We start from the raw sequence: 13,088 nt of genomic DNA on the forward strand, positions 1-13,088 counted from the left end.
TTACCCCCTCTCCCTCATTTGTGCAGCTAAATACGTCACAATATGACGGCTCGTTAACGCTCCCACGTATTGCCCATCTCTTTCAATTGGGACAGCTTCTTCTACTTCCAAACGAATCAATGCCTCTTGTAGTGAAGCATATATAGAGAGAGGAGAAGCATCATTGTCTACTTGTCCACCACTCACAAGTGGCAACACATCTTCAATAATCTTCCCTTCATACCAGGGGCGAACACGATTTCCAATAAATTCTTCTACAAAATCATTTGCTGGGTTATGTATGATTCCTTCTGGTGTATCCAATTGAACAATTTCCCCTTTTCTCATCACACAAATACGATCACCAAGCGTTAACGCTTCTTGCATATCATGTGTTACGAATACAATTGTTTTTTGGATTTTTTTCTGTAATTTTACAATATCCTTTTGCAACTGTTCCCGGCTTAATGGATCTAGCGCGCTAAATGGTTCATCCATTAGAACAATTTTCGGGTTAGCGGCTAGCGCCCTTACCACCCCAACACGCTGCTTTTGTCCACCAGATAATTCATCAGGCATACGGTTTCGATATACATCTGGGTCTAGACCAACCATATCGAGCAACTCATCCACACGCTTTCTAATCTTCTCTTTATCCCACTTCTTCATTTCCGGCACAATTGCAATATTCTCGGCAATTGTCATATGAGGAAATAACGCAATTTGCTGAAGAACATATCCAATATCCCAACGCAATTCGTCAATATTATAATCTTGAATATTTTTTCCATCGATAAAAATGGTTCCTTCGGTTGTTTCAATTAAACGATTAATCATTTTCATCGTCGTCGTTTTACCACAGCCACTCGGACCAATGAGGACAAAGAATTCTCCTTTTTTAATTTCTAAATGTAACGAGTCTACCACTTTCGTTTCATTATACATCTTTGAAACGCGTTCAAATCGAATCACAAATACAACTCCCTTATTGTTGTTTCTTCCATTCTGATGGAAACCTGTCTCCATTTCAAATGATACGCTTGTTTGCACAAAAAAAGAGCTCTTATTTGAGCTCTAATGGTCGAATAATGTTGTTTTAATAATGGCTGCATATTCACGTATATATGCCTTCTTCTTTGAGCGCCTTGGCGTCGGTGCTGCGAGTGATTCCATTTGCATTCCTAAACGCTTAGCAATAATTTTTGTTCGATATAGATGATATGTATTACTTACAACTACCGCATGCTTTACATGATATAAATCCATGCTAAACTTTAAATTTTCATAAGTACTTGTCGAACGATCCTCAATAAAAATGCGCCCCTCTTCAATTCCGTGTTGTATTAAATAATTTCGCATGCTGTGGGCTTCAGGGATATCCTCATCTTCACCTTGTCCCCCGGAAACAATTACTTTTGCTTCTGGATGAGAGTTTACATACATTAAGGCTACATCTAACCGATTTTGAAGAGATAAAGAAGGTTTATCTCCAAATAATTTTGCACCTAAAATTAATACATATGGAGCGTGATCACTTACTTTCTCATAAGCAACTTTTTTCATTCGATATGTCATATACATCATGCATAATGGTGGAAATAATAAGATAACAAGTAGAATCCATTTGTTCATATATAAGCTTACACTCCCTTTCTTTATATTATATAGAAAAAGAAAGGGAGGCAGAAGTATTTTTTAGTGACTGCGTTGTCCTGCGTTTTGAGCATTACGCCCTTTTTTAGAAGATGTATGGCACTGAGTTTGATTTCCTTTATGTTTCGCTGATCCTAACGCTTTCGTTTTTCCCATGTTGTTTCACATCCTCTTTTTATATGGTTCCCTTATAGATTTTGTATTTTCTCTCTCGTCATACAATGGATTTATTGGAAGTTTCTCCTTATTTCCAACGCATGTGGTATCAAAATAATATGAAACTTTAATCAGCGTGTAGCTCTCCCACTGGCTGTAAAATCCCTAACTTCCTTATTGCCCCTTACATCTTGAAAGGCATATATTTCTGCCCATTCATTTAGGATAAAAGGTTACATTTAGTGTATCTATTTATAATATATATAAATAAAATTTAAAATATTATACTATGGTGAAAAGGAGATGATTTTATGTTAAAAATAGAACAAAATACAGTACGTTTAATCTCAGGAATTAGCTTATTACTATTGGTTATAACCAATTCTTTTATAAAAAATGATTCTTGGGTCATTTGTATAGATGTCATTTTAGTTTTAGTTAACTTATTTTTATTTATTATCTCTAGAGGTGTAACAAAAGCAAATTTACTTAGAAAAAAAGATAAGTTAGATGAAATGAAATAATTTTGTGTTATTTTTTTTGGTAAAAATAGAAAATAAACTTTTATTCAAAAGCTTCTATTTCTTTTAAGAATACATGGGATCCTGTATGTATTATAATAAAATATGTAATAAAACTTATATCTAAAAAGGGGGCGATTCTCTTATGTATAAACTCAAAACAACTGAAACCAACAATAGTGTAATCGAGTTTATTGAAAGTGTTGATAGCCTAAAAAAACGAGAAGACGCATATCAGTTATTAGATATCTTTACTGAGACAACAGGTTTTTCAGCAAAGATGTGGGGCCCAAGTATAATTGGATTTGGTACATACCATTATAAATATGCATCTGGTCATGAAGGGGATGCTCCATTAGTAGGCTTTTCACCCCGAAAAGCTAAAATTAGCCTATATTTCGCAACTGGCGATCCTGAGCGAGAAGAACTATTAAAAGACTTTGGAAAACACACATCTGGAAAGGCATGTATATACGTTAATAAAGTAGCAGACATTGATATTACTGTTTTAAAAGCACTAATTAAACAATCTATCAGTTTTTTACAAGAAATGTATCCAGATCGTTGATGAAGCAACAGGTATTTTTGACTCATGTCAAAATACCTGTTTTTAGATTACTCCCTTATAAATATATGTTATGATTTTCCAACTATCTAAAATCATATCAATAATAACAACTCAAAAAATACCACTTAAATAAAAAGTGGTATTTTCAACTTTTTAGGAATATCAGCTTTAAAATGTGGAGTATGTTGTATAGAAAAAGAATACCCTTCTTGAGCAAACGATATTTCATTATTATGAAAATAAAATGGTACATCGCTTTGTCTTAGATGTTTCTGGACCATTTGAATGAACTCAAGACTCGACGTCCCGAGTGAAAAATGTGTAATCATCCTCATTCCCACCTTGTTTTCAATCACTACTTATGAATCTGCAACCAGTTTTAATGGTATCGTTTTCATATTATCTAAGAGCCAATGGATAATTGACCATTAACTCCTAAAAGTTCATCTTAAGGTTCCTAACAAAGTAGCCGCTTATCACTCAACCCCTAATTGCTTCTTCACTTCTTTATACACACCCATATATGCTTTTAATTCTTTAAAAAGATCATGAATTAATGGTTTTGCATCCTCACTAAGCTCACCATCTTGCACATATAAACCATCTAATACAACTTGTTTTGGAATTGCATTTGCATATACGCCTCGTGCGACTGTGCGCATGCTATTAAGCGCGTTTATACCACCTTTTCCACCGCCCGCAACTGCCAATAAAGCGACTGGTTTATGGACAAATTCACTGCTGCTTAAGAAATCTAATGCGTTCTTAAGTGCGCCACTCATCGCATTATGATACTCTGGTGTGCACAGGATAACGCCATCAGCTTCTTTCACTAGTGTTTTTAACTTCGTTACTGCTTCTAATTCACGTTGTGATTCTTCACCATTGTATAAAGGCAACGCTTCTGCCGCTAAATCATATAACTCTCCTTCAAATTGCTCTGCAATATATTTTGCAACGACACGTGTTCTACCAAATTTACGTGGTGTTCCGTTAATTACGACTAATTTCATGTTTTTCTCTCCTTTATTTTAGGTTCTATCTCTATACTATCAGAAAATTCCATACAAATAACAGTAAAAAGAGGGAAAAGCCTTGAGAAAATAGTATGAGAAACATAAAAAGAACTCATACTTTCGTATGAGTTCCTAATCCACCAGTTTCACTTTATTGTACCTAATAATTGAAAGAAGAAAAACCTTTATTCGGTATTGTCATATATTTTTTCTATACCACACCATTTTTCACCGCATACAGGGCAGCTTGTGTACGATCATCCACTTCTAATTTAGCAAGTACATTTGACACATGTGTTTTAACTGTCTGCTCTGTAATATGGAGCTCTGCTGCTATTTCCTTGTTACTTCTTCCTTTTGTAATTTCACGAAGTACTTCTTTCTCCCTTTTTGTCAGCATAGAAAAACTATCTTGCTTTTCCTCTTTCACCGACAGTATTCCTAACAAAGCAGGTGTTACTTTTGGATGAAAATTTGCATTACCTTGATATACAGCAATAATAGAAGCAACAAGTTGGTCTGGTTGTACTTCTTTTAGTTGATAACCATCCGCCCCAGCTTCCAGTGCTGGAAGAACATAATCTTGCTCTGAGAAGCTACTTAGCATAAGAATTTTAATTGTAGCGTCTTGTTGCTTCAATCTTTTTGTTGCTTCAATTCCATCCATTTTTGGCATTGATACATCCATCAATACTACATCTGGTCTTTCTTTTTGGACAAATGCTAACGCCTCTTCCCCATTCTCCGCTTCCCCTATAATTTCAAATTCCTCTTTCGTTTTTAGAAAGAATACGAGTCCCCTCCGAACAATATGATGATCTTCTACAAGTAATAGTTTAATTTTCAATGCTATTCTCCCTTTCAAACAGGTAATTGAATCTCAATCTTCGTTCCCTGCCCCGGCTTCGTTTTGATTCGCAATGTTCCTTTCATCAGTTCAATTCGTTCTTTCATACTTTTTAAACCAAATGCCGAATCTCGTACTGTTTCTCTAACAAACCCAATGCCATTATCTTCAATTTGAAATTTCAACTTACTATTTTCTGTTTTCAAGCTAACAGATACCATCTCACATGAAGCATGCTTTTTACAATTATGTAATGCTTCCTGGCTCACACGCCATAGCACTTCTTCTATTTCATCACCAATTGAAATAACCCCATCAATTCGAATTGCTACTTGAATACCTAATAGCTTCCCATAATTTTGCACGGCTTCTGCAAGCCCTTTTTCTAATCCTTCTGGCCGTAATTGCCAAATTAATAATGTCATTTCTTCTAACGCTTCTTGCGATAGTTCCCCTATGTAACTAAGCATCTCTTGCAATTCTTTGTCCTTTGTCATATCAAGAGTCCCTCTAGCCGTTAACATAATGGAAAATAGCAATTGTTTCACAGAATCATGTAAATCACGTGCGAGTCGATTCCGCTCTGCTATAACCACATATTTACGCTCTTTCTCAACTAGCCGAATCCTTTGTATTGTTGTTCCGATTTGGAATGCAATTGCTTCTAATAATGCCAACTCTTCCTCTGTAAAATGTGTTTTATGAGGTGAAGCAACATTTAATAAGCCAAACTTCTCTGCCCCAGCACGAAGAGGAATCGTCGCATGATGTGTAATTTCCTCTGTCTCGCCCCAATTATATTCAATCGCATCTTCAATTCGTTTACACTCAATAATATTTGTCGCCTTTTCTAAACGTCCATTTACAAATCGATTTACACACCAACAATCTCCTTCACACATTGGTTTCTTTTCCTGCCATGTGAGTGCTGGTGGCAAATTCCTATCAACAAGCATACGATGTGTTCCTTTTTCATCAATAAAAAAGATCCAACCCGTTTGTAAATTCATAACTTGCAATAAAGTATGCAATACTTTCTCTAACATTTCCTGTAAATCCGTTGCCTCATTTAACAACTCTGCAATTTCTTTTAACGCCTCTAACCGCCGCATTTGCTTTTCATCATAGTCCATATTCATCACCAATTACCATTATAACATTAAGAAATTTCTAAAAACTACAAATTACATTATGGTATGTGAAATTTTTTAATTTTGGAGAACCATTACCTCTTTAACTTTTTAACAATCCAAATATAAAGGAATACAGTAGGGCCATCTCGAATACATAATTTGAAATTTACAATCTATTATTGGAGGACAATAATATGGGCTATATTGAAGACTTACGCGAAATTGCGGGTTCACGACCACTTAATCTAGCAGGCGTTGCTGTTGCTGTTTTAAATGAGCAAGGACAAATTTTACTTCAGAAGAGAAAAAGTGGTGTGTGGGGTGTTCCTGGTGGATTTATTGAATTAGGTGAATCAACAGAAGAAGCAGGAAGGCGTGAAGTTCTCGAAGAAACAGGTATTGAAATTGGAAAACTCGATTTAGTAGGTGTTTTTTCTGGAAAAGAATTTTTTGTAAAATTACCGAATGGTGATGAATTTTATCCCATCACAATCGCTTATATGTGTAAAGAAATAAATGGCGGCATTTTACAAGCTGATGGCATTGAATCTTTAGAAGTAAAATTTTTCAATCTAAATCAATTACCAGAAAATCTTAGTCCTTTCATTAAAAAAATCATTCAACAACAAATTGTGTCCATATAAAACATATGTACTTACGTAAGAATAGACCTTCAAAATGAAAGGTCTATTCTTATATTTAGCCAGCTGATAACAAACATAGCTCTTATTCTTATCTACACTTACTGTACTTCTGCGTGCAAACAAGACTTGAAGTGTCCTAAGGCAAACTCATGTCCTTGTTCATTAAAAGAAGCCACTGCTTTTTCGTGTACAACGATGTGAAACCCTTTATTATAAGCATCCACCGCTGTATGAAGAACGCAAATATCCGTACATACGCCAACAAGGTGAACTTCTTGTATACCCCTTTCTCTTAGTTTCATTTCTAAATCCGTTCCAGCAAAAGCACTATAACGTGTTTTGTCCATATAGTATACATTCTCATTGTTGTGATATTTTTTATACAAATTTTGCAATTCTCCATATAAATTTCTTCCTTTTGTACCCGCTAAATTATGCGGTGGAAATAGTTGTGTCTCTGGATGATAGGAATCATTTTCCTCATGCTTATCAATGGCAAATACAACATAATCTCCATTTTCAATAAACTGCTTGGTAATCTCTACAAGAGGCTTTTCAATCATTTGCCCTGGCTTCCCACATGTTAAAGCACCATCTTCGGCCACGAAATCATATGTATAATCAATATTGATAAGAGCTCGTTTCATTACATCTTTTCCTCCTTACTCGTTTCACGTTAAACAATAGAAAACGTGTTTTTACGACGCAGTATACTACGTTCGACATTTTCACACAAAATTCCTACAAGGTATTTATACTATAGGTATATATATTGTCATTATCCTTTCACCTGACAATCAATTCGGTTATTTCATAAAAATATACAGCACAAAAAAGCACATTACTTTTTCAGTAATGTGCTTTTTTGTTACATATAACCTGTCGGTCTATGTTAAAGTGCTGGTTTATTTTCAAATTGAGCTTGTACAAAATTAATGACTTTTCCTGTTGGGTCATTATTTTCAAATTGAACTGCAGTTACTGTGTGTTGCCCCATCTCTAACGTTTTTTGTTTTAATTCGACGGTTGTCTGCGTCTTGCTTGTAACATGATGTTTATCTTCAAATATATTATCTACAAATACAAATGTTTCTTTATCATTTTGAAAATTAGTAAGCTCTAATTCAACTTGCTGAATTAGGGTATCCTTCTTTATAAATACCGTTGGTATATTTCCATCTTCAGAAGTACCATCTGGTGTGATCACCTTGACCGTTCCTTCACCAATTGGAGTTACACCGTCTGGGAAAGGAATTACAATCTCATCACTTGCATTTACAACCTGTTCTTCTTTTACAGACTGCACCTCATTTTTTTCATTTGAAACACCACACCCAACCAATAACAAAGCAGACAATCCAGCGATTATGAATTTCTTCAAAATTCATCCCCCCTGTAAATTTATTCTTTATTCATTATACAGAAATAACTATCTGTTCTAAGTTCAGTTTATTAAACTTCCGTGAACAAACATTCTGTTCACCATTACTGTACCACATTTTCTTTTTTAACATCATTAATTTTTTTCAAGAAACAATTAGAAATTCTTTCTTATTCTCCATTTTAGCCCATTATTAACAAAAAATATTCCCTTCTAGAAAAATTAGAAAAAGACATTGGGCGCACCAATATCTTTTTCTAATTTTTCACATAAAACCCTAATAAATAAATTTTGTAATAGCTTCAACTTCTTTTCGGGCAAGTTTTTTCGGCTGGTCTTTCGGATAACCGAGTGAAATTACCATATTAATTTGCTTCTCAGGCTCAATTTGTAAATATTGTCGCAATTCGTTTTGTGCTAATAACACAGGCCCTGTCATCGGACAAGTCCCAAGTCCTCTTGCATGTGCTGCTAACATTAAATTTTGTGCAGCTAAACAACTACTCTTAATCCCCTCTTCTTCCCATACCGCATCTGGAACAAAGTTGATTGGATCAAATATTTTTTCACGAAATTTCGACTCATAAGGTGTAGCTAAACATACGATTAAAACAGGTGCATCAGAGAAAGCAGTTGCATATGGACCAAACGAACGCGTAAGTAATTTACCTGCTTTTTCTTCACCTTTTTCCGCTGCTTGTGCAGCCAATTTATGTAAAGCATCCCATGTCATTTGTTCAATCTCTTTAATTTTATCTCGATTCATGATGACAATAAACTCCCAAGTTTGTGAGTTTGTATCACTTGGTGCGTAACGAGCACAATCAATAATTTCTTCTATATCACGAACTGATACTTCTTGCTCTGTAAACTTTCGAACACTTCGTCTTCCGTGAATCACTTCTTTAAATGCTTCATAGTTCATATACAATCCCCTTTTATAACTTTGTCAGAATCATCCTCCGCTTGATTATATCACGAAAAAAAGCTGGAGGAATACCAGCTTCTCTTTATCCAGCTTTTTGATACAGCAATACGCTTCAACAAACGTAAAAAATTCAGATTGGAAATGAACTTTCTATAATCAAACAATGCTAGTGCTTTTGCTACTTATACATTCAGTTTGTTACCTTTAACGGTGCGATACTCTCTTCATAAGCAGCTTGTAGCTTCTTCGTAATTATGCCTCTTTCCCCCTTACCAAATCGCTCATCTCCTATTTGGATAACAGGGAAGATTTCAAGAGGTGTTGCTGTAAAAAAGCACTCCTCTGCTTCATATACTTCTTGTAATGAAAACTCTCGTTCTTCTACTTCAATATGCAGAGCTTTTGCCAGCGAAATGACATGATGACGAGTAATTCCATGTAAAATAAAATGATTTGCCGGGTGCGTGATTAATTTGTTATTTTTTATAATAAAGAAATTTGAATGACAGCCTTCTGTTACAATCCCATCCCGAACCAATATCGCTTCTTGATACCCCTCTTCATTAATTTTATTTTTAATCATAATATTAGGAAGAAGATTTAAAGATTTGATATGACAAAACTTCCAGCGAATATCTTCTGCCACTGTTACTTTTATTCCCTTTTCCATTACAGATATCGGTCTCGGAAATGAAACAATATTTGCGAAATAAGTTGGCACTAAATTTGATTCATACACATGATTTCGAGGCTGCATACCTCTTGAAATTTGAATATACACATTCCCATCTTCTTGAAATTGGTTTTTTTCTATTAATTGCTGAAGTTGCTCCATTAATTCTTCTTTTGTAAAAGGTGGGACAAGCTGAATCTCCTTCATAGATTTAAAAAATCTTTCTAAATGTAAATCTAATAGGTGAGGTTTCCCGTTATATAAACGAAATACTTCATATATCCCATCCCCAAATTGTAGACCTCTCTCTTCCAATGCAACCATTGGCTGTTCTTCCTTCGTATTTACAATTCTTCCATTAAACAAAATCCAATCTTTATGAGCACCTTTCACTATTTCCCCACTCCTTTCCCTTTTATTAATTTCATTTTACAACTTCATCTCGTTTAACAGAAAGAATTTTCTGTTATTTAAAACTATAAAAAACACATCCCTTTACATAGCGATGTGTTTTTTACTCTACTTTACTTATTTCAGAAAGTATTTTTCAATGTCATCCAACATAAGATTTGCAGCTTTAATACCACCCGCTGTATTCCAGATGACTTCATCTACTTCAAATACTTTCTCATTTTTTGAAGCTTGTAGCTGCTTAAAGAGTGGGTCTTCTGTCCATTCTTTTGCTATTGTATTTCCTTCATTCGTTTTATCAGTATCTTTATCAGATGTGAAATAGAATAAATAGTCTCCATCCATATCCGGAATTTGCTCTTTTGTAACACCTTTTATTGCAAAATCATCCTTATCCTGAAGTGGTGGTCGCTTAAATCCGATATCATTTAAAACAACACCAGAAAATGAATTTTTTTGATAAATACGAACGTCGCCTGGAACGAAACGAATAATAGAAACTTTAGAATCTACTTTATCTCCTAGTTTCTCTTTTAACCCTTCAATACGCTTCTTATAATCATCCAAGGCTGTATTGCCTTCTTTTTCTTTATTTACTGCTTTTGTGTATAATGTGAAGTTTTCTTTCCAATCTCCACGTAGTGTTTCAGCATAAACGGTTGGTGCGATTTCTTTTAGTTGTTCATATACCTTTTCATGACGCATTTTATTCCCAATAATTAAATCAGGTTTTAGTTTCATAATCGCCTCTAAATTAACATCGCGCTCAGTTCCCACAACCTTTGTATCCTTCAATTCTTTTGCTAAATGCGGATACCATTCATCACCAGCTCTTGGTTTTGTGGAACCAACTGGTGTAACTCCTACTGATAAAAGAGCTTCAGCACCTTCATTTGTCAGGACAACGACTCTTTTGGGAGTTCCTTTAATCGTTGTTTCACCCATCGCATGCTTAATTACATACGAATCTTTCCCTTTTGCTGCTGTATTCATTTCTTTTTTCTCTTCTTTGCTGCACCCTGCAATCATAATCATAACCATTAACATTACAATGCAGAGCATAAAAATATTTTTAGTTCGAATCATACTTCCTCCTAGATGAAATTGATTATCATTCACACTTTAAAGGTTAATCTATTAAATAATCGTTGTCAATAATGTATTTTAGAATACTTTTCTATCATATATTTTCTCACAAATAAACCCTCCTCTAAATTCTTCTGTTTACAAGAATTTCAAGGCAGGGCATTATTCGATTCTATTGATAATCTTTTAGATTTTAATATTGATTGTAATCAATATAAGATGGATCATTATATATCCATTGATTTCCTCCAAGGTTCAGCCAACCATTTTGATATGCGTATACTAAATAAGACTCTGGAGAATTCAACTGCCGCATTACTGAAGATGATGTTGACGGGCCTCTTCTCAAATTCACATTTTTCCCGCGAATATTCGCCACTCCAATTGGACTGCCATCACTATTCCCGTATTTCACATAATCAATATACGATGGATCATTATATATCCATTGGCCTGCACCTAAATCGAGCCAACCGTTATTTTCTTGATACACTACGTAAGACTCTGGAGAATTCAACTGCCGAATCACTGAGGATGATGTTGAGGGGCCTCTTCTTAAATTCACGTTCTTTCCTCGAATATAGGCTACACCTAGCTTTTGAGGGGGTGGATTTGATGGATTGGGATTTGATGGATTGGGATTTGCCGTTAATCCTAAAATTTCGGCAATTCCTCTCGCATATGCTTGACATAAATCTTCTATAAACTGCGGATTTTTTAATAGATTTGCATCAAATGTTGTATCAATAAAAGCCGTTTCTGTTAATAAGGAATCCATAGCTGTTTCCCTTAGTACTGCATAATTGGCCTTTTTCGCACCACGATCGCGCAAACCGTATTTTGTTAAAACAGGATTAACTGCCGCATGCATCTTTTTCTGTTTAGCTGCTGCAGAACTACTATCTGATAATCCATTATAAATATAACTTTCAAAACCTGTTCCACCACCACTGTTAATATGAAATGAGATGAAAAAATCTGCTCCGAAAGAATTAGCAATATTTGCACGTTCTGATAACGAGATAAAAACATCACTATCACGTGTCATTTTAATATTAATTGTATAAGTTGCAAGCAATATATCCCGAACACGTTTAGCAATTTGAAGTGTTAAATTTTTTTCAACCAAACCATTTCCAACAGCACCGGAATCGTATCCGCCGTGACCTGCATCTATAACTAACTTCATACATCCTTTCCTTTCTATATTTAATAGAACTTATATTTATGCTCGTCCTATTTTATATTATGTACAACGTAAACATTTCGTTCCAAACAAAAACCCCCCTTATGTAAGGCGGTTTCCGTCGTCTCTATTGAGCCAATTTAAAATGAATATGTATGACTGATAATGAACACGGCGTATACAAAATAAACCAAATAGAATCATCATTCCACTACCACTATATATTAAGCCAAATTTCAAAAAGATGTTTAACATCGGCGGAAAGTGAGTCATATTTTGTAATACAGACAAAGTAAAAAACAGAATACAAAATACCGGAATGTATTGCCATTCATACGGTTTACGCTTTTTACGCATCATTTTCCGAATGAAAATTTGGCATAGTTCGGCTACTATAAAACAACACCCTATTAGTAAAAAACCAGACGTCATCGTCATACATCCACCTGCCTTATATTCATTTCTCCCCTTAGCTATCTTCTTTCCTTCTAGAAGCTTTTTATATACATTTCACCGTTCAATATAAAGCCGAGTCCCTCTATAAAAGGTTTAGCTTGTTCCGTTACATCTCCTTGCAACACCTGAATATCCTTTATATTTCTATGCTTCATCATTTCTTCCAATGTAAAATAAGTATTTGTTCCATATCCGTAACCTTGGTAATCAAAATGAATAATTAAATTAGATAATATAGCATGCTCACCTTGTACAATATAATCTATTACACCAATATATGTATCATCAACTTTTATACAATATTGCACTTCTTTCTTATTTAAACCATGTGAAGCAAACATTTCTTCTACGACTTTTTTGGTTTCTGTATTCACTTTTTCAAACGTAATCATATTTTGTCCACCCTCTTATTCTTATTGTATCGAGCATCATACATATTTATGAAAAAAA

General features: G+C 34.6%; 17 protein-coding genes. 3 read left to right on the forward strand and 14 right to left on the reverse strand.

Going from position 1 to position 13,088, the window contains the following annotated elements; genetic code table 11:
* Together CN373_RS07935 and CN373_RS07940 are read right to left on the reverse strand one after the other, a co-directional pair.
* Entirely contained in the window at positions 1 to 951 is a 951-nt protein-coding gene (locus CN373_RS07935) for an ABC transporter ATP-binding protein (protein ID WP_033664686.1), read from the reverse strand.
* A gap of 102 nt (positions 952 to 1,053) precedes the next feature.
* Positions 1,054 to 1,611 (reverse strand): YdcF family protein, encoded by a 558-nt coding sequence (locus CN373_RS07940; RefSeq protein WP_001045799.1) that lies wholly within the window; start codon positions 1,609 to 1,611, stop codon positions 1,054 to 1,056.
* A 488-nt stretch (positions 1,612 to 2,099) separates the two neighbouring features.
* On the opposite strand from CN373_RS07940, the gene CN373_RS07945 reads away from it, so the two are divergent.
* On the forward strand, positions 2,100 to 2,312 hold the full coding sequence (locus CN373_RS07945; RefSeq protein ID WP_000912319.1) for a hypothetical protein: 213 nt from the start codon (positions 2,100 to 2,102) through the stop codon (positions 2,310 to 2,312).
* Positions 2,313 to 2,454: 142 nt separating this feature from the next.
* A complete protein-coding gene (locus CN373_RS07950; protein ID WP_000277457.1) occupies positions 2,455 to 2,877 on the forward strand; it encodes a DUF1801 domain-containing protein in 423 nt (140 codons plus the stop codon).
* A gap of 125 nt (positions 2,878 to 3,002) precedes the next feature.
* On the opposite strand, the gene CN373_RS07955 is transcribed toward CN373_RS07950, so the two are convergent.
* The 4 genes from CN373_RS07955 to CN373_RS07970 form a co-directional block, all read right to left on the reverse strand.
* Positions 3,003 to 3,206: a hypothetical protein gene (locus tag CN373_RS07955; protein ID WP_000627879.1), complete on the reverse strand. Its 204-nt coding sequence runs from the start codon at positions 3,204 to 3,206 to the stop codon at positions 3,003 to 3,005.
* 147 nt (positions 3,207 to 3,353) lie between these two features.
* Positions 3,354 to 3,890 carry an NADPH-dependent FMN reductase gene (locus CN373_RS07960; protein ID WP_000780364.1) on the reverse strand — a complete coding sequence of 179 codons (537 nt, stop codon included), beginning with the start codon at positions 3,888 to 3,890 and terminating at the stop codon, positions 3,354 to 3,356.
* 214 nt (positions 3,891 to 4,104) lie between these two features.
* On the reverse strand, positions 4,105 to 4,740 hold the full coding sequence (locus CN373_RS07965; RefSeq protein ID WP_000694620.1) for a response regulator: 636 nt from the start codon (positions 4,738 to 4,740) through the stop codon (positions 4,105 to 4,107).
* A 14-nt stretch (positions 4,741 to 4,754) separates the two neighbouring features.
* Positions 4,755 to 5,873, reverse strand: coding sequence for a GAF domain-containing sensor histidine kinase (locus CN373_RS07970; RefSeq protein ID WP_000384261.1), 1,119 nt, complete (start codon positions 5,871 to 5,873; stop codon positions 4,755 to 4,757).
* 194 nt (positions 5,874 to 6,067) lie between these two features.
* Between CN373_RS07970 and CN373_RS07975 the strand changes: the two genes are divergently transcribed.
* Positions 6,068 to 6,517 carry an NUDIX hydrolase gene (locus CN373_RS07975; protein WP_000540445.1) on the forward strand — a complete coding sequence of 150 codons (450 nt, stop codon included), beginning with the start codon at positions 6,068 to 6,070 and terminating at the stop codon, positions 6,515 to 6,517.
* 98 nt (positions 6,518 to 6,615) lie between these two features.
* On the opposite strand, the gene CN373_RS07980 is transcribed toward CN373_RS07975, so the two are convergent.
* The 8 genes from CN373_RS07980 to CN373_RS08015 form a co-directional block, all read right to left on the reverse strand.
* A complete protein-coding gene (locus CN373_RS07980; RefSeq protein ID WP_000816752.1) occupies positions 6,616 to 7,164 on the reverse strand; it encodes a cysteine hydrolase family protein in 549 nt (182 codons plus the stop codon).
* A gap of 245 nt (positions 7,165 to 7,409) precedes the next feature.
* Complete coding sequence (locus CN373_RS07985) at positions 7,410 to 7,898, reverse strand: hypothetical protein (RefSeq protein WP_000713446.1); 489 nt, start codon at positions 7,896 to 7,898, stop codon at positions 7,410 to 7,412.
* A 277-nt stretch (positions 7,899 to 8,175) separates the two neighbouring features.
* The gene (locus CN373_RS07990; protein WP_001105133.1) at positions 8,176 to 8,823 is read right to left on the reverse strand and encodes a nitroreductase family protein; all 648 of its coding nucleotides are present in this window, start codon (positions 8,821 to 8,823) and stop codon (positions 8,176 to 8,178) included.
* Positions 8,824 to 9,016: 193 nt separating this feature from the next.
* A complete protein-coding gene (gene dat / locus CN373_RS07995) occupies positions 9,017 to 9,892 on the reverse strand; it encodes a D-amino-acid transaminase (RefSeq protein WP_000675384.1) in 876 nt (291 codons plus the stop codon).
* 135 nt (positions 9,893 to 10,027) lie between these two features.
* The gene (locus tag CN373_RS08000; RefSeq protein WP_098359044.1) at positions 10,028 to 10,996 is read right to left on the reverse strand and encodes an ABC transporter substrate-binding protein; all 969 of its coding nucleotides are present in this window, start codon (positions 10,994 to 10,996) and stop codon (positions 10,028 to 10,030) included.
* A gap of 193 nt (positions 10,997 to 11,189) precedes the next feature.
* Positions 11,190 to 12,185: an N-acetylmuramoyl-L-alanine amidase gene (locus CN373_RS08005; RefSeq protein ID WP_098359045.1), complete on the reverse strand. Its 996-nt coding sequence runs from the start codon at positions 12,183 to 12,185 to the stop codon at positions 11,190 to 11,192.
* Between the two features lie 99 nt (positions 12,186 to 12,284).
* Positions 12,285 to 12,620, reverse strand: coding sequence for a hypothetical protein (locus CN373_RS08010; protein ID WP_176538730.1), 336 nt, complete (start codon positions 12,618 to 12,620; stop codon positions 12,285 to 12,287).
* A gap of 50 nt (positions 12,621 to 12,670) precedes the next feature.
* Positions 12,671 to 13,030 (reverse strand): GNAT family N-acetyltransferase, encoded by a 360-nt coding sequence (locus tag CN373_RS08015; RefSeq protein ID WP_000627498.1) that lies wholly within the window; start codon positions 13,028 to 13,030, stop codon positions 12,671 to 12,673.
* Positions 13,031 to 13,088 lie beyond the last annotated feature (58 nt).

The organism is Bacillus cereus (assembly GCF_002561295.1).
Lineage (GTDB): Bacteria > Bacillota > Bacilli > Bacillales > Bacillaceae_G > Bacillus_A > Bacillus_A cereus_S.

What these genes read in the sequence shown, in the direction of transcription:
- CN373_RS07940 (WP_001045799.1), bottom strand. Translation starts at nt 1,611, where the DNA reads ATGAACAAATGGATTCTACTTGTTATCTTATTATTTCCACCATTATGC.
- CN373_RS07945 (WP_000912319.1), top strand. Translation starts at nt 2,100, where the DNA reads ATGTTAAAAATAGAACAAAATACAGTACGTTTAATCTCAGGAATTAGC.
- CN373_RS07950 (WP_000277457.1), top strand. Translation starts at nt 2,455, where the DNA reads ATGTATAAACTCAAAACAACTGAAACCAACAATAGTGTAATCGAGTTT.
- CN373_RS07955 (WP_000627879.1), bottom strand. Translation starts at nt 3,206, where the DNA reads ATGATTACACATTTTTCACTCGGGACGTCGAGTCTTGAGTTCATTCAA.
- CN373_RS07960 (WP_000780364.1), bottom strand. Translation starts at nt 3,890, where the DNA reads ATGAAATTAGTCGTAATTAACGGAACACCACGTAAATTTGGTAGAACA.
- CN373_RS07970 (WP_000384261.1), bottom strand. Translation starts at nt 5,873, where the DNA reads ATGGACTATGATGAAAAGCAAATGCGGCGGTTAGAGGCGTTAAAAGAA.
- CN373_RS07975 (WP_000540445.1), top strand. Translation starts at nt 6,068, where the DNA reads ATGGGCTATATTGAAGACTTACGCGAAATTGCGGGTTCACGACCACTT.
- CN373_RS07980 (WP_000816752.1), bottom strand. Translation starts at nt 7,164, where the DNA reads ATGAAACGAGCTCTTATCAATATTGATTATACATATGATTTCGTGGCC.
- CN373_RS07990 (WP_001105133.1), bottom strand. Translation starts at nt 8,823, where the DNA reads ATGAACTATGAAGCATTTAAAGAAGTGATTCACGGAAGACGAAGTGTT.
- CN373_RS08000 (WP_098359044.1), bottom strand. Translation starts at nt 10,996, where the DNA reads ATGATTCGAACTAAAAATATTTTTATGCTCTGCATTGTAATGTTAATG.
- CN373_RS08005 (WP_098359045.1), bottom strand. Translation starts at nt 12,185, where the DNA reads ATGAAGTTAGTTATAGATGCAGGTCACGGCGGATACGATTCCGGTGCT.
- CN373_RS08010 (WP_176538730.1), bottom strand. Translation starts at nt 12,620, where the DNA reads ATGACGATGACGTCTGGTTTTTTACTAATAGGGTGTTGTTTTATAGTA.
- CN373_RS08015 (WP_000627498.1), bottom strand. Translation starts at nt 13,030, where the DNA reads ATGATTACGTTTGAAAAAGTGAATACAGAAACCAAAAAAGTCGTAGAA.